The sequence below is a fragment of the Delftia sp. 11MD genome, from assembly GCF_050907895.1.
Lineage (GTDB): Bacteria > Pseudomonadota > Gammaproteobacteria > Burkholderiales > Burkholderiaceae_C > Comamonas > Comamonas tsuruhatensis.
In genome coordinates, this window is sequence record NZ_CP194333.1 from 3,723,738 (window position 1) to 3,744,390 (window position 20,653).

Genomic DNA, 20,653 nt, shown 5'->3' on the forward strand with positions numbered 1-20,653 from the left:
GATATTCGCCCTGTCCGATTGACCCGTCTTTCGTTTTCCCGCTTTCCCACCCAAGCCATGCCATTTTCCGGCCATACCCCACCGCCCGACGTACATGCACAACCGTTTTGCATTACAAGGCAAGACAGGGAAAATCTGCATGGACACAGGGCATGCGCCATATGGCTCACCGGTCTTTCCGGATCTGGCAAATCGACAATCGCGAATGCGCTGCAGGCCCGCCTGCATGCCGCCGGCAGACGCACCTATGTGCTTGATGGCGACAACATCCGCCAGGGCCTGAACCGCGATCTGGGCTTCTCCAACGAAGACCGTGCAGAGAACATCCGCAGGGTTTCAGAGGTCGCACGGCTGTTCGTGGATGCGGGAACCATCGTGATCGCCGCCTTCATCTCCCCTTTCCGGGCCGAGCGCGATGCTGCACGGGCCTTGTTCGACAAGGGCGACTTCTTCGAGATCTTCGTGGATGTCCCCCTGTCCGTCGCCGAGCAGCGCGACCCCAAGGGCCTGTACAGGAAAGCGCGCCGCGGCGAGCTGCGCCAGTTCACCGGCATCGACTCTCCTTACGAGGCCCCCCCGGCTCCGGACCTGGCCTTGGCCACGCACCAGCTCAGCATCGCTGCCTGCGTCTCGCGCATACAGGCGCTGCTGCAGATGGAGCAGGCGGCCGAACCAGGCCCGGCAGCATGTGGCGTGGTGCCGCTGGTGAACTCACCCCTGCCGCTGGCCAAGGCACTGCAATGAATGCCAGGGCCATTCCGTCTTGCACACCTGCCGACGCATGCGCCGACGCACCCTTGTTTGCCCGGCTGGAGGCCGAGGTACGGCTGCAGGGACTGCGGGACGAGGTCGATGCGCTGCTGTCCTCACACTGGTGTGACCATGTGAACCACCGCGGCTACGAAGGTGCATGGCGCGTGGTGCCGCTGCGCTGCCAGCGCCAGCATGTGGCGGCCCACCCCCTTCTTCAGAGCTTCTCCATCGAGGCGCCTGACGAAGAATGGGACGATCTGCCCTCGCTGCAGCACAGCCCGGCGATGCGCGAGGTGCTGGACCAGTTGCAATGCCCGCTGCGCTCCGTGCGCCTGATGCAGCTGAAGGCCTGCTCATCCATCAAGCCGCATCGCGACCATGGCTTGAGCCTGGAGCATGGCCAGGCGCGACTGCACGTGCCCGTCTACACACACCCCGATGTGCGATTCATCGTGGAAGGCCTGGAGATCCCCATGGCCCCAGGAGAGCTCTGGTACTTCAATGCCGACGCCACGCATGAAGTGCTGAACCAGAGCACGCAGGACCGCACCCATCTGGTCATCGACTGCATTGCCAACGCCTGGCTGGCCGACCGCATCGGCAAGGGGCAGGCCTATGCATGAGCTGCAGGTCGCTTTTGCCGCACTGATCGCAAGCCCGTCGCAGCAGGCCTTGTTTGAGCGGGCTGGAAGTGTGGAATCGGTGCTCGCCCAGTTGCGGCTGCTGTGGCGTCTTCACGGCTGGGGCGATGCCCGGCTCATCCAGACTCTGGAGCAGTTGAGCAAGGAGGCTGCCGTGCCAGCCACCGCGCTGCTGGCCGGTGGCTGGCTTCCACACAGGTATGAGGCACGCACGCGCAGCATCCAGTGGTGCCTGCCGGACGGTCCTGCCACCGAGCCGTTCCATGACGAGTACATCAGCCGCTGCCTGCAGCGCAGGCTGCTGAATCAGTTCATCCGGCCACGCACGCCGCTGGCCGAGCTGTGCGCAGCCAGCGCTCCCAGGCGCTGGGGCCATCGGCCTGCCGGCTTCATCTTCCACCTCTCGCGCTGCGGCTCCACCCTGGTCTCGGGCAGCCTTTCCGAGCTGGACAGCACGCTGGTTCTGTCGGAGCCGCCGGTGTTCACCGAGTTGCTGCTGGACACCTCGCTGGACCGTGCGCAAAAGCGCGAGGGCATTGCCGGTCTGGTGTCGGCAATCACCGTCGCCGTGCCTGGGCGCCATGACCTTGTGGTCAAGTGGAATGCCTGGGACATCTTCCAGTGGGAGCTACTGCAGGACCTCTACCCCGAGGTGCCCAGCCTGATGCTGGTGCGCGATCCTGTGGAGATCCTGGCCTCGCACCACAGGCAGGCCGGCCGGCACATGTCAGGCGACCCGTCGCTGGCTGGCGCCAGTCCGGTGTTCTGTTGCGGCAGGAGCAGCCAACCCTTTGTCTCTATGCTCGACCATCGCATGCGCGTGCTGCAGGCACTGATGGAGCAGATGCGGGGCCTGCACGAAAGCCAGGGCGTTCCTGTGCTGCACTACAGCCAGCTGGGTGCCGGGGCCATGGAGCAGATAGCCCGGCGCTTCGGCCTTCATGCGAGCGAGGCCGCACGCCAGCGCATCGCCGTGCGCCTCAGCCAGCATGCCAAGGCGCTGGACCAACGCTTCTCGCCTGATGGGCAGGACAAGGCAGCCGTCTTTGGCGCAAGCGATCGCCAGGATATCGAAGCGCGCCTGGGCCCGCTGCACGCACAGCTGCTGCAGTGCGCACAACCCCTGATGGATGCGGAGGCCCTGCATGCTGCTTGAAGCGCTGCGCCCCCCCGGCCTGTTCACCCGTCCCGCTGAACCCGAAGACCGCAACTTCCAGCGCGCACTGTTTCTCTCCGCGCGCCCGCACCTGCAATCCCTGCCACTGCCCGGGGCCGCCCTCGCCCAGCTGCTGGACCAGCAGTACGACTTCCAGCAGGCCGACTACCAGCGCCGCTTTGCCGGCGCACCCCGCCTCATCGTGCAGGAAAGGGGCGTGCCCATAGGCGCACTGACGGTGCATGACAACGGAGCGGACCTGCACATCGTGGACATCGTGATCACGCCTGCCGTACGCGGACAAGGATACGGCGCGGCTCTGCTGCGCTGGGTGCAAGGCAGTGCCGCCGTGCTGGGCCGCCGGGTCACGCTGAGCGTCGATGCAGCCAACCACGGCGCGCAAAGGCTGTACGCCCGGCTGGGCTTCGCGTCATCGGGCATCGATGCCGTTCAACTGGGCATGGCCTGGCATCCGCCTGCCGCCTGAACACCTTCATACCCCTCCTGCACCCCCACAAAGCGATAACAGAAAGGCAACGCTTCCATGGAAAACTTCATTGGAGAAATCCGCTTGTATCCCTATGGCTGGCCTCCCAAGGGATGGGCGATGTGCGCCGGACAGATTCTGGCCATCAACCAGAACCAGGCACTGTTCTCGCTGCTGGGTACGCAATTCGGCGGAAACGGCAGCACTACCTTCGCGCTTCCCGATCTTCGTGGCCGGGTCGCACGGCACACGGGCGGCGGCTTGCAGCAAGGCTTGCCCGGTGGCGTGGAAAGCGTCACCTTGGTCGCCAACAATCTTCCCCAGCACACCCACTTCGTCATGGCAAGCACGGACAGCGGGGATGCGCCCGCGTTCAGCAACAACAGCATGGCCACGGCCACGCTCGTGGCCACCAGCGCCCCCACCAATTTCTATGCACCAGGCACCGCTGGCCAGCAGCCGATCGCGCCGGCCAGCGTCTCCAACACCGGCGGCAATCAGCCGCACGAGAACTGCCAACCCTCGCTGGTGCTGACACCGTGCATCGCGCTGACCGGCATCTACCCTTCGCGCAACTGACACGCGCCCACAGGAATACGCAATGGACTATTACCTTGGAGAGATCCGCCTGTTCGCAGGCAGTTTTGCACCCGCAGGCTGGCACCTGTGCGATGGCGCGACGCTCAACATCTCTGAATACGACGCCCTGTACTCGCTGCTGGGAACGATCTACGGAGGAGACGGGCAAACCACCTTCAAGCTGCCGGACCTTCGATCCCGCGTGCCCGTGGGGCAGGGAGCAGGCCCGGGGCTGACCAGTCGCGCCGTGGGTCAGCAGTTCGGAGTGGCACAGGTCTCGCTCACGACAAACCAGATCCCCACCCATTCCCACGGTCTTGTCGCCAGCACCTCCCTGGCTACCGCAGCACAGGCCACAGGGCTGGTGCCTGCACAAAACGGGTCCGATCTCTTCTATGCGCCACAGCCGGTGGCAGGGGCCAACCCACAGACCATGGCACCCGCATCGGTCACGGTCGCAGGCAACAGCCAACCGCACGACAACATCATGCCCAGCATGGCGATGAATTACATCATTGCGCTCTACGGCATCTACCCCTCCAGGAACTAGGACAGCACAATGGACGCTTTCATCGGCGAAATTCGCCAATTTCCGTTCAACTTCGCCCCCAAGAACTGGGCGCTGTGCAATGGCCAGTTGCTGGCCATCCAGTCCAACCCCGCATTGTTTTCCATCATCGGAACCTTCTATGGCGGCAACGGAACCACAACCTTCGGCCTGCCCAATCTGATAGGCCATGTCGTCACCGGAGCCGACCCGCAGCAGTCCTGGAACATCGGCTCCACGGAAGGCACTGATTCCGTCACGCTGCTGACCACTGAAATGCCCCAGCACAACCATTTGCTGACCGGGCTGAACAATCCAGGCACCCAGGCAGCGCCTGACAGCACGTCCTACCTGACGTTCGACGGTCGGGGGGGTACTGGGGTCGTGCGGTACATGCGAACCAACGGCACGCCCAGCGCCGCCATGGCTCCCAACATGCTGACTCCGGCCGGAGGCAACACCGCGCATGAGAATCGCCAGCCCTTTCTCGTGCTGAACTTCTGCATTGCGTTGCAAGGCGTCTTCCCCTCACGTAACTGACGTGCCGCAGCCCATGCCACGCACACTGCATTTCATCTCTGGCCTGCCGCGCTCGGGCTCCACGCTGCTCGCGGGCATCCTGCGGCAGAACCCGCGCTTTCACGCCGCGATGAGCAGTCCCGTGGCGGGGCTGGTCAACGGCGCCCTCGAGCAGATGGGCGCCGGCAGCGAATCCCACGCCTTCTTCGACGAGGCCCGGCGCAAGGCCATCTGCCGGGCCATCGTCGATGCCTACTATGCCGGCCAGCAGCAGCCCGTCCTCTTCGACACCAACCGCCAGTGGACGGCACGCATGCACCAGCTCGTGGAACTGGTGCCCGACTTCAGGATGGTGTGCTGCGTGCGCAATCCGGCATGGGTCATGGACAGCTTCGAGACCATCTACCGCAGGAACCCCTTCGACTACAGCCGCATGTTCAACGCGGCCTCGCGCCAGACGGTGTACAGCCGCTGCGAGTCGCTCATCCATGTGGCCGGTGCCGTGGGCAGCGCATGGACCGCGCTCAAGGAAGCCTACTACGGCGAGTTTTCCGAGCGCCTGCTGATCGTGGACTACGACCTGCTCACCCAGCACCCCCGGCGCACGGTGGAACTCATCTACCAATTTCTCGGCGAAGAGGCCTTCGCCCACGACTTCAATGCCGTCGAGTACTCCGAAAGCGAGTTCGACCTGCAACTGGGCGTCAAGGGCCTGCACGACGTGCGCCGGAAGGTGGCCTTCAAGCCGCGCCGCAGCATCCTGCCGCCCGACCTGTTTGCCAGGTACCAGGCCATGGACTTCTGGCAGGACACCACCGGCACCTCGGCCCACATCATCGCCAGCAAGAGAGCGTCCGCGACGGACACCGAAACACAGAGAGGAACACCATGATAGGCACCACATTCCTTGGCGGCTTCTCCGCCGCACTGCTTCCGCTGGGCCTGCTGGGTTCCGCAGGCCCGGCAGCGGGCTCGTACCTGCGCTCGTACCTGAGATCGCCCCAGGACTATGGCGAGCAGACCGCCCTGCCCCTGTCCCGCAGTGCCGCGCCGGCGCGCGACCTGCGGCCTCGCCCCCCGGGAGAGCTGGAGATCGTCGTGGCGTCGCCCGTCAGCGAACTGGTGATCGTGGACTCTGCCGTGCAGGACCGGGCCGTGCTGCAGCGTGCGCTCAAGCCCGGCGTGCAGATGGTGGAGATCGATGCCTCGCGCCCCGGCCTGCCCCAGTTGGTCCAGGCCCTGGCTTCGTTCAAAAATCTGTCAGCCATCCACGTGGTCTCGCATGCCGAGGCCGGCGTGCTGCTGCTGGGCAGCAGCCGCATCACGGCCGAAAGCGTCAAGGGCGAGATCGAATCGCTGGCCGCACTGCGCAATGCCGTGCGTCCCGGCGGTGACCTGCTGTTCTACGGCTGCGATCTCGCAGCCACGCCCGAAGGCGAGCAACTGCTGGACATCGTGCAGCATGCAACGCAGCTGGACGTGGCGGCGTCCAGCAATGCCACAGGCAACCTGGCCCAGGGTGGAGATTGGCAGCTGGAGGTGCGGCGCGGCCACGTCGATACGCAGCTGGCGTTTTCGGACAAGGCTCTGGCTGATTTCTCGGGCGTGCTGCTGGCCAGTGACGGACCAAAGTCTTTCTCCAGCTTCAGCGTCAACAGCCTCGATCTAGTCCAGACGGATTTTCGCGTCTCCGCCTGGGACAGCACACATACACAACTGGGACTGCAAATATATTCAGCTGCGCCCTTCGCCGCCTACATCCAGAACGGAGGGACTGCGACCGGCACCTACTTCTATCTCAGAGCGGACGATATCAACACCACAAAGTTCGAGCTGACGGGCCTGTCAGCCGGTGAATATGGTGCCGTCAGCCAGTTCACCAACGTGCGTATCGTGGGGATGCTGGCATCCGGTGGCACGGTCACGTCCAGCACCATCAACGGCAGCGCCACGCCAGGAGAAGCGTTCACCTTCACGGCAACCCAGCTTGCCGATTTCAGTGGCAAGAAACTCAAAGGCTTCAAGCTCTATGTGGATTGCGGCGGGGACGGTGGCGCCTGCCCGGCAAACAAGTTCGCCGACTTCGAATTCCGCGGCTTCACGATCGCAGGGGCGCAGAACTCGCCACGCATCTCCATTGACCACATAAGCCTGACAGGAGCCACGGGAACAGGCGGAGCGTTCAAGATAGGTGACACCGTCACGGCACGCTGGAACAACACTGCCAGCGGAGACTACAACGCCACACCGATCACAGGCGTCAACTTCGATTTGTCCCAGTTCGGTGGCGGCGCTTCGGTGGCGGCTCTCAATTCTGCAGGCATCTGGACAGCGACCCATTTGCTGTCGGCTGGCGCCATCGATGCCACGAATCGCAACGTATCCGTCACGGCAAGCAACAGCAATGGTCCCGCAACAACGGCAGGCACGAACAATGCCACGGTAGACACCATTGCTCCTGTCGTCACCCCTGGCAACATCGCCCTGTCGGGAGCGTCCGGCGTGGGCGGCGCCTTCAAGGCCGGTGACACCGTGACCGCCCAGTGGAACAACACTGCTGCGGGCGACAACAACACTGACACCATCAGTGCAGTGTCCATCAACCTGTCCGCCTTCAACGGCCCGGTGGCCATACCGGCCACCAACGCCGCCGGGATCTGGACAGCCACCCACCCGCTCCAGGCTGGCGTTGCAGGAAACAACCTCAATGCGAGCATCAGCGCCGCGGATAACGCCGGCAACATCACCACCACGGCAAGCACCGCCAACGCCACCGTGGACACCCTGATCCCCACCGTCAGCAGCATCGCCGTCAGCGGCTCGCCAGCCCCGGGCGATGCCAGCGTGGCGTTCACGGCAACCTTCAATAAGCCAGTCACCAACATCTCCACCGACGACTTCACCCTGATCGGTACGGGCACGGCTTCAGGCACCATATCCAGTGTCTCGGCCAGCACGGGCAGCTCCGTCAACGTCAACGTTTCGGGCATCACGGGCACCGGCACCATCAAGATCAACCTGAACGGCAGCACCAACATCGCCGACAGCGTGGGCAACGGGCCGCCTGCGTCCTTCAACAGCGGCGGGACTCACACGGTCGCCGTTCCGGTGGCCCCCGGTGCTCCCACGGGTGCCACGGCCACGGCCGGCAATGCCCAGGCCTCCATCACATTCGCTGCCCCGGCCAGCAACGGCGGTTCGGCCATCTCCACCTATAACGCAGTGGCCAGCGGGGGCGGAGGCCAGACCGGATACTGCACGGGGCCGACAGCCTGCACCATCACCGTGCCCGGCCTGACCAATGGCATCAGCTACAGCTTCAACGTCACGGCCACCAACGGCGCCGGCCTGACCAGCGCAGCAGCCACGACCAATACCGTCATCCCCAAGGGCACGCAGACCATTACCTTCGCCAATCCCGGCGCCCAGAACTTCGGCACCACGCCGACACTGGCGGCCAGCTCCAGCGCAGGGGCCAGCTATCCGGTGACCTTCGCCTCGTCCACCATGGGCGTGTGTACCGTCACTCCGACAGGCGCACTGACCTTCGTGACCGCAGGCACCTGCACCGTTGCAGCCGACCAGGCCGGCGATGCCGCCATCGGCGCCGCACCCCAGGTCGCGCAGAGCTTTGTCGTGAACGCCGTCGCCCCCGGTACGCCCACCATCGGCACGGCCACGGCCGGCAATGCCCAGGCCACGGTGAGCTTTACCGCGCCCGCCTTCACGGGGGGTGCAGCCGTCACCTACACCGCCACATCCAACCCGGGGGGCATCATGGCGACGGGCAGCAGCCCGATCACCGTGCCCGGCCTGACCAACGGCACGGCCTATACCTTCACAGTGACCGGCGCCAACTCCGCAGGTACCGGCACGCCCTCGGCCACATCCAACCAGGTAACGCCCAAGGCCACGCAAACCATCAGCTTTGCCAACCCCGGTGCACAGAACTTCGGCACCACGCCGACACTGACGGCAACCTCCAGCGCGGGCGCCAGCTATCCGGTGGCCTTCACGTCATCCACCACCGGCGTATGCACCGTCACTCCGACAGGCGCGCTGACCTTCGTGAGCGCGGGCACCTGCACCATTGCAGCCGACCAGGCCGGCGATGCCGCCATCGGCGCCGCACCCCAGGTCACGCAGAGCTTTGCCGTGAACGCCGTCGCCCCCGGTGCGCCCACCATCGGCACGGCCACGGCCGGCAATGCCCAGGCCACGGTGAGCTTTACCGCGCCCGCCTTCACGGGGGGTGCAGCCGTCACCTACACCGCCACGTCCAACCCGGGAGGCATCACGGCGACGGGCAGCAGCCCGATCACCGTGCCCGGCCTGACCAACGGCACGGCCTATACCTTCACAGTGACCGGCGCCAACTCCGCAGGTACCGGCACGCCCTCGGCCACATCCAACCAGGTAACGCCCAAGGCCACGCAAACCATCAGCTTTGCCAACCCCGGTGCACAGAACTTCGGCACCACGCCGACACTGACGGCAACCTCCAGCGCGGGCGCCAGCTATCCGGTGGCCTTCACGTCATCCACCACCGGCGTATGCACCGTCACTCCGACAGGCGCGCTGACCTTCGTGAGCGCGGGCACCTGCACCATTGCAGCCGACCAGGCCGGCGATGCCGCCATCAGCGCCGCACCCCAGGTCACGCAGAGCTTTGCCGTGAACGCCATCGCGCCTGATATCCCCGCCATCGGCACCGTCACTGCCGCAGACGCCCAGGCCACGGTGAACTTCACGGCCTCCGTGGGCAGCGGCGGTGCACCCATCTCCGGCTACACCGTGACCGCCACGCCAGTGGCGGCACCCGGTGCACCCGCCGTGACAACGCAGACGGGCACGGCATCGCCCATCGTCGTGACGGGTCTGACAAATGGATTTGTCTACAACTTCATCGTCAAGGCCACCAACGGCGCACAGACCAGCGCGGACTCCGCAGCGGTACAAGCCACGCCGCGCAAGCTGGAGCTGGTGGGCGCACCAGGCAGCGTGCCCGGCATGTCCGGCACGCCAACAGCGACGCTGTCCGGCGGCGGTGCCACCTGCACGCTGCAGGCCACCGGCGGCTTCGGCCCTGCAGCGTCCACACCGCCAGGCCTGCAGGCGCCCAACGGCCAATTCGCCTTCACGGCCGAGCAGTGCACGGGCGCCGTGACGATGACCCTGGTCTACCCCAGCCCGCTGCCCGTGGACGTGCAGTTCCGCAAGCCCGACGGAGCAGGAGGCTGGTTCGACCCCACAAATGCAGCCACCTCGCTGAACGTGGTCCTGAACGCTGCCCGCACCACGGTCAGCTACACCATCACCGACAACGGTCTGGGCGATACCAACCCGGCCACGGGCTCCGTCAGCGATCCGTTCGTTCCCGTGGTGGCTGCCGTGGCACCCGGAGGCGCGCAGGCCATTCCCTCGCTGGGTGGATGGGCGCTCGCAATGCTGTCCGGGCTGTTGGGAGGCCTGGCCCTGCGCAGCAGGAAGGTGTTCACGGCCCGGCGCTGACACGCGGGCCGCCCGGGAGCACGGCAGGCCCTGGCTCGCAAGAGCCAGGGCCTGCCGTCCAGAGCCCGAGCCCCCTCAGCGCAGAGGCTGCAGCAAGGCGGCGATTCCCGAAAACAGCGCCGCCATAAAGCTTTTTCTTAAGCTTTGATGGGCATACTGACGGCATCCGCTTTCCGCCGAGCCTGAGGTCTTTCTCCTCCCTCCCTCTCAATACTTCTCAGGCACGCCCCCAGGGCATCGGCTTTTCCATACCCAGGCCCGCAATCACCCGGCTCGCGGGCCTACTCCTGTGCCCACCGGCCACAGTCGGTACAGCAATGCCGACCGCCACATAGAGCACCCCCAGGATGGCCCTCAGGTTCCGCGTGCCGAACCAGGTCGCGGCCATGCAGGGATACAGCGCGATGCAGCTGCCGTTGGCAGTGCCGAACTGGCCAGGGCGATGAAGCCCGTGTCAGGGCCCACAGCCCGCACAGCAAGGCCAGGCCAGGCACACGGAAAGCACCATCAGAAAGCGCAGCGCCCCATCCTGTCGCCCACTCGGCCCAGCAGCAGGATCCCAATGACATTGCCCATGCCGATCAGCCGGTTGCACTGCACTGCAGGCAAGCCTTACTGCCGAGAACACGACCACGGCGTATTGGCACAAGGCCCACAGACTTTCGACGATACGTCTTGAACCAAGACCAACCGGCCGGGATTGGGCTTGTTCGTCTCCAACAGTGAAGCAATTCGCATGGACTGTTCAAGACCATTGACACGGCCAATTGCTTTGCGTCAACCACAGAAAGAGCACTTGGATCTGATGGATTACCCGAACATCAAAGTCGATGCTGATGAAAATACGGAAATCAGGTGCATAGAGATCCACAGATGCAGAGCGGGTGTAAGATGCCGTGAGCATCACTCGATAACCTTGCACTATCTTGAGAGAAAAAACAACCACCCATAGAGAATACAAAGGTTTCCTTACGATATTCTCATTGATATCTCTTATCTATGGGATCTGGATATATGGCAATTGGCCAGGAAATCTGGGCAATGACAGCATGGCCGCCTTGATGGAGGCAACAGATAAAACAGGAAATATATCGGTTGGAAAAACAGCGATATGGATAGGCTTTATCAAGCTGGCACTGGCACTGAACAGCAGTATTGGCACGATCACAACACTGCAGATGATGGTTTCTGCATTCGTTTTCTCCAGAATAATCCACTACATTTACAATAACCACGGAATACTGCGATCTGCCATATTTTTTGCTTTCTTTGTTGCAACACCTCACATCCTGAACTTTTCCGGGATGCTCTACCCGGACGGACCATTTGCCATTTGCGGAATTGGATTTATCTTCGAAATATGGATATGCCTGAGGCGTTCTAAAGTCACATCCTTCTCCGCTTTCGTTATTTTTCTATGCATGCCTTTCACCATCTTCGCAAGGTCGAATGGGATAGTATTATTGATACCTTTTATATATCTTTTATTCAAAACAGATCGATTCGGCCGCATCATTATCGCCACAATCGGCATTTTCTGGACTCTGACATCCACGTTCCTGACTCTGCATCAAGCAGGAAAGCCACAAGAGGCCACTTATCCATTGGTTATTTTCGAGACAGCCAACTTTGTTCAACCACGCCCGTTTTCCGTGGCCTTCGGCCTGCCTGCATACAATGTCTCCAAGACCACCGTCGAAGTACTTGAAAAATACGGTGGCATTCAGAAATTCAACGATTGGTACGATCGAGACTACTGGGATTCTCTTGTACACCAACCGAACTCACCGAACGTTCTTACAATACTCCCAGAGGACAAGGAGATCCTGATCAAGGAGTTTTCCAGATACAATCTCTGGCACAATATTCCCGCATTCCTGTCAAGCCGGGTCAATGTCTTTATGGTTTCCGCCTTGGCTGATGGCCACTTTCCCACGGCAGAGACAAAGAGCTATGTTCTGAAGAATTTCCAGGATTATTATTCAGAGCTGTCGCCCCCTCCATTTCTTAGCAAATGGATCACCTTTCTCAATTCCATTTCATGGAAATACAGGTTTATTCTCTGGTCACCTTTTTTCGGCATGGCCATGCTGGCTGTTGCCACCATAATGGCATGGAAACGCTTGAAGGCCGACCATCTGGTTATCTATGCTTCTCTAATTCTGCAGTTGTTCGCGATTTTTCTCTTCTCCAGCGCCGGGGAATACAGATATCTATTGACCTACTTCCTGCTCCCGATAGCTCTTTACCCGATGATCTGCGATTTACGCCGCAGCGCCCCTGCGACAACGAAGATGTCTTGATCTGGAGGCAATCGCCTTTCCACGCACCAGCCCACATCGACATCACACAGAGAAGCTTCTCACAGGCGCAAGATTGGCGTGACCGGCAGCCTTCGACATAGCGTGGCCAGGCCCACTGCGTCCTCAAAATCGATCGCGCTGCGGCCATCCGTGCTAGCCGCTCGCCATAGAGCTTTTTTCGAGCTTTGATGGGCATACTGACGGCATCCGCTTTCCGCCGAGCCTGAGGTCTTTCTCCTCCCTCCCTCTCAATACTTCTCAGGCACGCCCCCAGGGCATCGGCTTTTCCATACCCGGGCCCGCAGCCATCTGGTTCGCGGGCCTGCCTGTCAGCCCCTGCCATCACGCCCGGCGCATTCGGCACGCCACACCGCAAGAGCCGACAGCGCGGCACTGCCACCCGCCAGCAGGATGGATGGCGTATAGCCACCCCAGACATCGAACAGCCAGCCTGCCAGGCTGCCCCCAGCCACGGCAGCAATGCCGACCGCCACATAGAGCGCCCCCAGGATGGCACCCAGGTTCCGCGTGCCGAACCAGGTCGCGGCGACAGCCGGATACAGCGCGATGCAGCCGCCGTTGGCCGCGCCGAACACCAGCGCGAAACCGGACAGTGCCACGAAGCCTCGCGCCATGGCCCACAGCCCGCACAGCACTGCCAGGGACACGGTGAGCACCAGCAGAAAACGCAGCGCCCCCATCCTGTCGCCCAGCCGGCCCAGCGCAAGGCGCCCCAGCACATTGCCCACGCCGATCAGCCCGATCAGCCCATTGGCCTGAGCGACAGACAACCCCTGCTGGCGTGCCAGCGGGTTGATGTGGATCAGCGCCAGGAACAGGCCGATGGAGCCCAGAAAGATGGCCGCGAAATACCACCAGAAACGGGCCTGCCGCGCCGCCTGGGCCAGGTCCATGCCCTGGGCGGACTGCCCGGCGGCAGGGTCACCCGAAGGCGGCACGCCGTCGGGATGCAGCCCCAGCTCCTCAGGCCGGCCGCGCAGGACCGCCGCCGCCAGGCCAGTCAGTGCGATGGCTGCGGCATATACCTGCATTGTCAGTTGCCAGGACGGGTGCTCCATGAGTGCGCCCGCCACCACGGGGCCGAGCAGCGTGCCCAGCCCGGTGCCCGCCAGCGCGATGCCGGAGGCAGAACTGCGCCACAGCACGAACCAGCGCGCAATGGTGGAGACGGCGGGCACATACACCAGGCCCACGCCCAGGCCGACCAGAATGCAGAAGGCGCCCAGGAACAGCACCAGCGATGAGGACAGCAGGCTGCTGGCCACAAAGCCCAGCGCCAGCAGCACATGGACGGCGCCCACGATGTACCAGCCCCGGAAAAGTCTGCCTCGCCTCATTTGCATCTCCTTGGTATGGGATGACTTTAGTTGTCTATACATGCTTAGACATTAGGTATCAACCCCAGGAATACAGAGCAAAGAGCGAAATTGCAAGGACGGCGCACCTGCAAGGCCGGCAGCATTCCATAGCCGGTGTATGGGAGACAAGGCGTTGTTCAGAGGGACGGCCGCAAGGGTGCATGGGCTGGGGCCATCGCCTGTGGCAATCCATGCCTCCTTGCGCCCAGCCGCTGAGCATCTATGATCGCCACGAAGAATCGTTTTCTTCCTGCATCCGTTCACGGGCTGCATTCTCTCCATGCGCAGATCTTCTCGCCGACAGCTTCCCTCGCCCGCCCGCACGGTACCGGGCACCGTGCCCGGCGTTTTGCAGCGCTTGGCTTTCTGGAGCCTCATTGCAATCTTGGCGTGCGCCCTAGGCACTCTTTCCGTGGCTCATCCGGCTGCCACAGCTCTCACAGTCACTGCATTGGTCAGTTGCGGAGCATGGTCGAACAACCGCGAGAAAACCAGATTGCAGGCGCTTGCCGCCACCCGCAACGGCGAGTCGATCTGCGGCTTCGCCCGTTCCTTCGATTTGCGCAGCACAGATCCTTTGGTAATCCGCGCTGTGTATGAACAGCTTCAGGAAGAACTGCTCAGCTACCAAAAGAGCTTTCCTGTCCGCGGATCCGACCGGCTTGAGGAAGAGCTCGGCCTGGACGGTGATGATCTGGACATGAGCGTTGCGACAGCCATTGCACGTCGCTCGGGCAGGTCACTGGAAGGCACGCAGTCCAACCCCTACTACGGCCGCGTCATGACTGCATCCGATCTTGTGTATTTCTTCAACGGCCAGTCTGAAGTGGCACCGCAGGCCACCGCATTTCACTGACGACGGTACCTTGCCCAAAGCACGGCACAGACCGCTGCAGCGCCCTCAGGAAATCACATTCCGAATGAACCGCGTCACGCCTTCGTGCAGGTTCACGTAGGCGTAGTCCTGGGCGCTGCCGTAGATGGCGTAGTCGCCGGCCTCGATGGTCATGGGGCCTTCGCTCAGGTCCACCAGCAGGCGGCCTTCGACCACGACGATCATCTCGTGCCAGCCTTCCGGGTCGGGTTCGGCCTGGTAGCGTTCGCCGGGGCCCAGGGACCAGGACCACAGCTGAGCCTCGCGCGTGGCGGGCACGCTGCCCAGCAGCATGGCCTGGCTTTCGGGCCGGGTGCCGCGCCAGGCCATGGCGTCCATGCGCAGGCGCTGCGCGGCCGGGTCGCTGACGATTTCTATGAAGCTGGCGCCCAGCGCATCGGCCAGCCGATCCAGGCTGGACAGGCTGATATTGGTGTCGCCGCCTTCCAGCTGCACGACCATGCGCCGGCTCAGGCCTGCGGCCTCGGCCAGGGCCGCCTGGCTCAGTCCTGCACGCTGGCGAAGGCGGCGCAGGTTTTCGCTGACGAAAGCCAGGACATCGGAGCGCTCGCCAGCGCTGTGCAATATATTTCTCATATGATCTGCGCAATATGTTGCACACGTCATCTTCTCACAGTTCGCGCACGCCGCTGCTCAGCCGGCAGGAGCTGGCCCTGATCGCCGTCACCATGGTCTGGGGCGGCACCTTTCTCGTGGTCCATCTGGCCATGCAGCACAGCGGGCCGCTGTTCTTTGTGGGCCTGCGCTTCGTCACGGCGGGTCTGATCGGGCTGCTGGTGTTCCGCAAGGTCATGGCCGGGCTCACGCGCACCGAGCTGGTCGCAGGCACGGCCATCGGCGCCAGCATCTTTCTGGGCTATGGCCTGCAGACCTTCGGCCTGCAGACCATCAGCAGCAGCAAGTCGGCGTTTCTGACCGCCTTGTATGTGCCCATCGTGCCCCTGCTGCAATGGCTGGTGATGGGCAAGCCGCCGCGATTGATGAGCTGGATAGGCATCGGCCTGGCCTTCACGGGCCTGGTGCTGGTGGCGGGGCCCGAGTCCGGGGGAATGGAGTTGAACGTGGGCGAGATGGCAACCATGCTGAGCACGCTGGCCATTGCGGCCGAGGTGCTCCTGATCGGGCATTTCGCGGGCAAGGTCGATGCGCGGCGCGTGACCACGGTGCAGTTGCTGGCGGCCGGCACCATGGCGCTGCTGGCCATGCCCGTGGCTGGCGAGTCGGTGCCGGATTTCTCGTGGATCTGGCTGACGGCCGCCGTGGCCATGGCCTGCGCCAGCATCCTGATCCAGCTGACCATGAACTGGGCCCAGAAGTCCCTGTCGCCCACGCGTGCGACCGTGATCTATGCCAGCGAGCCGGTCTGGGCCGGCATCGTGGGACGCATGGCCGGCGACCGGCTGCCGGGGCTGGCCATCCTGGGGGCAGTGCTGATCGTGGGCGGGGTGCTGGTCAGCGAGCTGAAATGGAGCCGGCGCAAGGCTGGAGCATCCACGGCTTGAGAGGGACGGGGGCGACATCCGTGGTGCTGTCCCGGTGCTGCCTTGATGCGGCCTTGATGGCGTTGTGCGCAAACACAATCCGCCCTTGAGGCAGCCGTCCCTAGAGTCAAGGCCTCACAACAAATGGCTTCCCGATGAAGCCGCGCCGCCATGAGACCTGTCGCCATCCTCCAGCACGAATCCACCCAGGGCCCCGGCGTTCTGCGTGAACACCTGGAGCAGCAGTGCATTCCCTACCGAATGTTGCAGCCCGCCCTCGATGGAAGAGCCCCTGTGCATGCCGCCGACTACAGCGGCATCGTGGTGCTGGGCAGCAACCATTGCGTCAACGAGGGCCTGCCCTGGATGGAGGATGAACAGTCCCTGCTGGCCGACGCGCTGCGGCATGACGTTCCCGTGCTCGGCCACTGCTTCGGCGCACAGATGCTGGCGCGCGCCATGGGCGCCAGGGTCTGGCGCAACCCCTGCCCCAACATTGGCTGGAGCCGCATCTGGGTGACGGCCGCCGCCCAGCAGCTCATGGACCTGCCGCGCGAGGCCACGATCTTCCATTGGCACTACGACACCTTCGAGATCCCGCGCGGCGCCGTGCGCACCATGTACGGCAGCCATTGCCTGAACAAGGGTTTTCGACATGGCCGGCACTGGGCCTTCCAGGGCCACATGGAGGTGACTGCCGCCAGCGTGGCTGCCTGGTGCGCCGAAGGCCATGACGAGCTGCTGCGCGCACGCGGCCCCGCGGCGCAGACCGAGAGCGAGATCCTGCGCCACCTGGACCTGCGCATTCCCGTGCTGCATGCCCTGGCCCACCGCACCTACCGGGCCTGGACGTCACAGCTGCAGCGGCCCGTGGTCGTGCCCCTGAGCGCGGCCAGCCGGTAAACCTTCCAGGCCAGGCAATCCCTGGTGAATACCCTGGGTGCGCTTGACGCAGCTTTTGCGTGCAGGGAAACTTTCGATACGAAATAGAAACCTTTCGAATCGAAAGAATCCATGCAGGAACAAGGCAACAGTTCACTCAAGCGCAGGCTGCAGATCGTGGAGCTGGCGCGCAAGACCGACGAGGTGCGGGTGGAGGCGCTGAGCGTGCTCTTCGGCGTCTCCACCGTCACCATCCGCAACGACCTGCACTACCTGGAGCAGCAGGGCTATGTGGTGCGCGCCTTCGGCAAGGCGCGCTACAACCCGGCCCTGCTCAAGACGGCGGCCGAGCTGCCCGGCGCCCACGCCGCCGCACAAGGCCCGGCACAGGCCCAGGTGGCCCAGGGCGCCCTGGGCTGGATCGAGGACGACGCCTCGGTCTTCCTGGGCAGCGGACGCATCACCCACCGCGTGCTGCCGCTGCTGGCCAGCCGCCAGGGCATTGCGCTGACGCTGCACGACCTGTCCATGGTGGCGACGGCACGGCAGTTTCTCGATTGCACCATCCACGTCACGGGCGGCTCGCTGGCCGGCGACGAGCCCTGCCTCATCGGCCCCGGCGCTGAAACGGGCCTGCGCGGCCGGCCGCTGGACATCTGCCTTTTCGAGATCTGTGGCATCGACGAGCGCAACCGCCTGCTGTGCCGCGACCCGGGCGCCGCACGGCTGTACGCGGCAGCCGTGGAGCACAGCGCCAAGGCCGTGGCGCTGGCACTGGATCTGGACAGCACCTCGGGCGGACACCCGGTCTGCGACATCGCTCAACTCGACGGCCTGTGCGCACACCAGGACATGGAGCCCGGCGCCTTCGATCTGCTGGAACGCCACCGGCTGCAGGCCACCCACAAGGCCGAGGGCCGCATCGAGTTCGCCAGAAGCTGAGTTTTTCCACAACGACAGAGGGAGGGAGACCGCCATGGACCGCAACACGTTTCTCCGGCGCATGCTGGCCGGCGCATTCACATTCGGCCTGCCGGCCAGCCCGGCGCTTGCACAGCCGGGCCCCGGCCCCGCGCGCACCCTCGGCGTGTCCCTGCTCACGCAGCAGCACCCGTTCTACCTGGAGCTGGCCCAGGCCATGCAGCAGGAAGCCGCGCGGCAGGGGCTGAAGCTGGACCTGAGCATTGCCAACCAGGACCTGGGCAAGCAGATCTCCGATGTGGAGGACTTCGTCAGCAAGAAGGTCGATGCCATCATCCTGTCGCCCGTCGATTCCCGGGGCGTGAAGGCCGCCGTGCTCAAGGCTGCCGCCGCCCGCATTCCCGTGATCACCGTGGACATTGCGGCCAGCGGGGTCGAGGTCGCATCGCACGTGGCCACCGACAACCGCGCCGGCGGCGTGCTGGCCGGCCAGCTCATGGGCCGCGCCACGGGCGGCAAGGGCCAGATCGGCGTGCTGCACTACCCGTCCATACAGTCCGTGGTCGATCGCGTGGAGGGTTTCAAGGCCGCCATCGCCACCTTCCCTGGCATGAAGATCGTCTCCGTGCAGCCGGGCATCACGCGGGCCGAGGCCCTGGCCGCCTCGCAGAACATGCTGCAGGCCCACCCCGATCTCGCGGGCATCTTCGGGTTTGGCGACGATGCGGCCCTGGCTGCACTGGCCAGCGTCAAGGGCGCAAGAAAGCTGGAGCAAGTCAAGATCGTCGGCTTTGACGGCATGGCCGAGGCGCGCGCGGCCGTGGACCGCGAACCGGCCTTCGTGGGCGTGATCCGCCAGTACCCCGACCAGTTGGGACTGCAAGCCGTGGCCATTGCCGCGCAGCTGCTGTCGGGCAAGCCGGTGGAGAAACTCCACCCCGTGCTGCCCGGCGTGTACACGGCTGCCGCCAGGTAAATGGACCTGCGGAGCCCGCCATGCCAGGCCCCACTGCACACGGCCGCCCAGGCCGTGCCATGCTCGACGCCGTTGCGCCGCCCCCCATGCTCGAGGCCCGGGCGCTGGCCAAATCCTTCGGCGCCGTGCAGGCGCTCAAAGGCGTTTCCTTCCGCCTGCGCGCAGGCACGGTGCACACGCTGCTGGGCGAGAACGGGGCCGGCAAATCCACCCTGCTCAAGATCCTGGCCGGCGTGCACCGGCCCGATGGCGGCCAGCTGCTGATCGAGGGTGCCGGCACCGAGCTGGCCAGCCCCGCCGATGCGCAGCGCCACGGTATCGCCATCGTTCACCAGGAGCTGAGCCTGGCGCCCAACCTCAGCGTGGCGGACAACCTGTTTGCCGCGCGCCTCCCGCAGCGGGCCGGCTGCGTGGACCGCCGCGCACTGCGCCGCGACGCCGCCGCGCTACTGGCCCGACTGGGCATGGACCTGGACCCCAACGCGCAGGTGGCCGAACTGTCGCTGGCCCAGCGCCAACTGGTGGAGATCGCCAAGGCGCTGGCCCAGCCCTCGCGCATCGTCATCATGGACGAGCCCACGTCCTCGCTCAGCGACAGCGAGGCGCAGATTCTCTTCACCCTCACCGCCCGCCTCAAGGCCGAGGGGCGCGCCATCATCTACGTCTCGCACCGCATGGACGAGATCATGCGCATCTCGGACGAGATCACCGTCATGCGCGATGGCAGCTCCATCTGCACCCTGGCGCGGGACGAGACCGACATCGGGGCGCTGATCGCGCTCATGGTGGGGCGCCAGATGCAGGACATCTATCCGCCGCGCGGCCCCGCCCCTGACCGCAGCACGCGCGCCCTGCTCCAGGTGCGCGGCCTGGGCCTGGCCGGGCGCTTCGAAGGCATTGACTTCGAGGTCCACGCGGGCGAGATCGTGGGCTTCTTCGGGCTGGTGGGCTCGGGCCGGTCCGATGTCATGGATGCGCTGTTCGGCATGCACCGCTGCACGGGCAGCATCCTCATGCACGGCCGGCCGCTGCGCCTGCGCTCGCCGGCCGACGCCATTGGCCAGGGCATGGCCTTCGTGACCGAGAACCGCAAGGAGCAAGGCCTGGTGCTGGACCAGTCCGTGCAGCACAACATCTGCATGGTGCAGGTGCACAGCGGGCGCGGTGGCGCACTGCTCACCGACGAGGCCGCCGAGCAATCGCTGGCCCGCGCCTGCGTGCAGCGGCTGAAGATACGCGTTGCCGGCCTGTACCAGCCCGTGCGCCAGCTGTCGGGCGGCAACCAGCAAAAGATCGTGTTCGCCAAGTGGCTGGCCATGCGCCCCCGGCTGCTGGTGCTGGACGAGCCCACGCGCGGCATCGACGTGGGCGCGAAGTTCGAGATCTATGCCCTGATCCGCGAGCTGGCAGCAGCCGGCACGGCCGTCATCCTGGTGTCGTCGGAACTGCCCGAGGCACTGGCCATGAGCGACCGGCTGCTGGTCATGCGCAACAAGCGCCTGGTCCAGAGCCTGGACACCCTCCATCTGCGCCAGGAGACCGTGATGGCGCACGCCACCGGAGGAGGACTGCCATGAACCATTCCGACCTAGGCCTCCCCGCCACGGGCGCGCCCGAAGAACG

Annotated in this window: 18 protein-coding genes; 16 read left to right on the forward strand and 2 right to left on the reverse strand. The window is 64.5% G+C overall.

Features of this window, described 5'->3' with window-relative positions; all coding sequences use genetic code 11:
- The first annotated feature begins 57 nt into the window (after positions 1-57).
- From cysC to ACRSCF_RS16860, 10 genes are all read left to right on the forward strand, one after another.
- A complete protein-coding gene (gene cysC / locus ACRSCF_RS16815) occupies positions 58-744 on the forward strand; it encodes an adenylyl-sulfate kinase (protein WP_016450619.1) in 687 nt (228 codons plus the stop codon).
- Positions 741-1,376, forward strand: a complete 636-nt coding sequence (locus ACRSCF_RS16820; RefSeq protein WP_047219767.1) for an aspartyl/asparaginyl beta-hydroxylase domain-containing protein — start codon at positions 741-743, stop codon at positions 1,374-1,376. The genes cysC and ACRSCF_RS16820 overlap by 4 nt, the downstream gene beginning before the upstream one ends.
- Positions 1,369-2,550, forward strand: a complete 1,182-nt coding sequence (locus ACRSCF_RS16825) for a hypothetical protein (RefSeq protein ID WP_034364005.1) — start codon at positions 1,369-1,371, stop codon at positions 2,548-2,550. Before ACRSCF_RS16820 ends, ACRSCF_RS16825 begins: the two co-directional genes overlap by 8 nt.
- Positions 2,540-3,037 (forward strand): GNAT family N-acetyltransferase, encoded by a 498-nt coding sequence (locus ACRSCF_RS16830; protein ID WP_047219766.1) that lies wholly within the window; start codon positions 2,540-2,542, stop codon positions 3,035-3,037. The genes ACRSCF_RS16825 and ACRSCF_RS16830 overlap by 11 nt, the downstream gene beginning before the upstream one ends.
- 57 nt (positions 3,038-3,094) lie before the next feature.
- Positions 3,095-3,616, forward strand: a complete 522-nt coding sequence (locus ACRSCF_RS16835) for a phage tail protein (protein WP_034364006.1) — start codon at positions 3,095-3,097, stop codon at positions 3,614-3,616.
- A 22-nt stretch (positions 3,617-3,638) separates the two neighbouring features.
- Entirely contained in the window at positions 3,639-4,166 is a 528-nt protein-coding gene (locus tag ACRSCF_RS16840) for a phage tail protein (RefSeq protein ID WP_047219765.1), read from the forward strand.
- A gap of 9 nt (positions 4,167-4,175) precedes the next feature.
- Positions 4,176-4,703, forward strand: coding sequence for a phage tail protein (locus tag ACRSCF_RS16845; RefSeq protein ID WP_034364007.1), 528 nt, complete (start codon positions 4,176-4,178; stop codon positions 4,701-4,703).
- 13 nt (positions 4,704-4,716) lie between these two features.
- Positions 4,717-5,574: a sulfotransferase family protein gene (locus ACRSCF_RS16850; RefSeq protein WP_034364027.1), complete on the forward strand. Its 858-nt coding sequence runs from the start codon at positions 4,717-4,719 to the stop codon at positions 5,572-5,574.
- The gene (locus ACRSCF_RS16855) at positions 5,571-10,193 is read left to right on the forward strand and encodes a DUF4347 domain-containing protein (RefSeq protein ID WP_244386167.1); all 4,623 of its coding nucleotides are present in this window, start codon (positions 5,571-5,573) and stop codon (positions 10,191-10,193) included. Before ACRSCF_RS16850 ends, ACRSCF_RS16855 begins: the two co-directional genes overlap by 4 nt.
- 1,049 nt (positions 10,194-11,242) lie before the next feature.
- Entirely contained in the window at positions 11,243-12,496 is a 1,254-nt protein-coding gene (locus ACRSCF_RS16860; protein ID WP_244386182.1) for a hypothetical protein, read from the forward strand.
- A gap of 329 nt (positions 12,497-12,825) precedes the next feature.
- On the opposite strand, the gene ACRSCF_RS16865 is transcribed toward ACRSCF_RS16860, so the two are convergent.
- Positions 12,826-13,854: an MFS transporter gene (locus ACRSCF_RS16865; RefSeq protein WP_244386184.1), complete on the reverse strand. Its 1,029-nt coding sequence runs from the start codon at positions 13,852-13,854 to the stop codon at positions 12,826-12,828.
- Between the two features lie 301 nt (positions 13,855-14,155).
- On the opposite strand from ACRSCF_RS16865, the gene ACRSCF_RS16870 reads away from it, so the two are divergent.
- The gene (locus ACRSCF_RS16870; protein WP_016448072.1) at positions 14,156-14,731 is read left to right on the forward strand and encodes a hypothetical protein; all 576 of its coding nucleotides are present in this window, start codon (positions 14,156-14,158) and stop codon (positions 14,729-14,731) included.
- Between the two features lie 45 nt (positions 14,732-14,776).
- Here ACRSCF_RS16870 and ACRSCF_RS16875 read toward each other — a convergent pair whose 3' ends face one another.
- Complete coding sequence (locus tag ACRSCF_RS16875) at positions 14,777-15,346, reverse strand: helix-turn-helix domain-containing protein (protein WP_026062195.1); 570 nt, start codon at positions 15,344-15,346, stop codon at positions 14,777-14,779.
- Between the two features lie 14 nt (positions 15,347-15,360).
- Between ACRSCF_RS16875 and ACRSCF_RS16880 the strand changes: the two genes are divergently transcribed.
- The 5 genes from ACRSCF_RS16880 to ACRSCF_RS16900 all read left to right on the forward strand — a co-directional run bounded on the left by ACRSCF_RS16880 (position 15,361) and on the right by ACRSCF_RS16900 (position 20,607).
- On the forward strand, positions 15,361-16,272 hold the full coding sequence (locus tag ACRSCF_RS16880; protein ID WP_034368349.1) for a DMT family transporter: 912 nt from the start codon (positions 15,361-15,363) through the stop codon (positions 16,270-16,272).
- 150 nt (positions 16,273-16,422) lie between these two features.
- A complete protein-coding gene (locus ACRSCF_RS16885) occupies positions 16,423-17,154 on the forward strand; it encodes a type 1 glutamine amidotransferase (RefSeq protein ID WP_016448076.1) in 732 nt (243 codons plus the stop codon).
- A 111-nt stretch (positions 17,155-17,265) separates the two neighbouring features.
- Positions 17,266-18,075, forward strand: coding sequence for a DeoR/GlpR family DNA-binding transcription regulator (locus ACRSCF_RS16890; protein WP_244386186.1), 810 nt, complete (start codon positions 17,266-17,268; stop codon positions 18,073-18,075).
- A gap of 34 nt (positions 18,076-18,109) precedes the next feature.
- The gene (locus tag ACRSCF_RS16895; RefSeq protein WP_034368342.1) at positions 18,110-19,030 is read left to right on the forward strand and encodes a substrate-binding domain-containing protein; all 921 of its coding nucleotides are present in this window, start codon (positions 18,110-18,112) and stop codon (positions 19,028-19,030) included.
- Between the two features lie 20 nt (positions 19,031-19,050).
- Positions 19,051-20,607 carry a sugar ABC transporter ATP-binding protein gene (locus ACRSCF_RS16900; protein WP_034368338.1) on the forward strand — a complete coding sequence of 519 codons (1,557 nt, stop codon included), beginning with the start codon at positions 19,051-19,053 and terminating at the stop codon, positions 20,605-20,607.
- Positions 20,608-20,653: the final 46 nt, after the last annotated feature.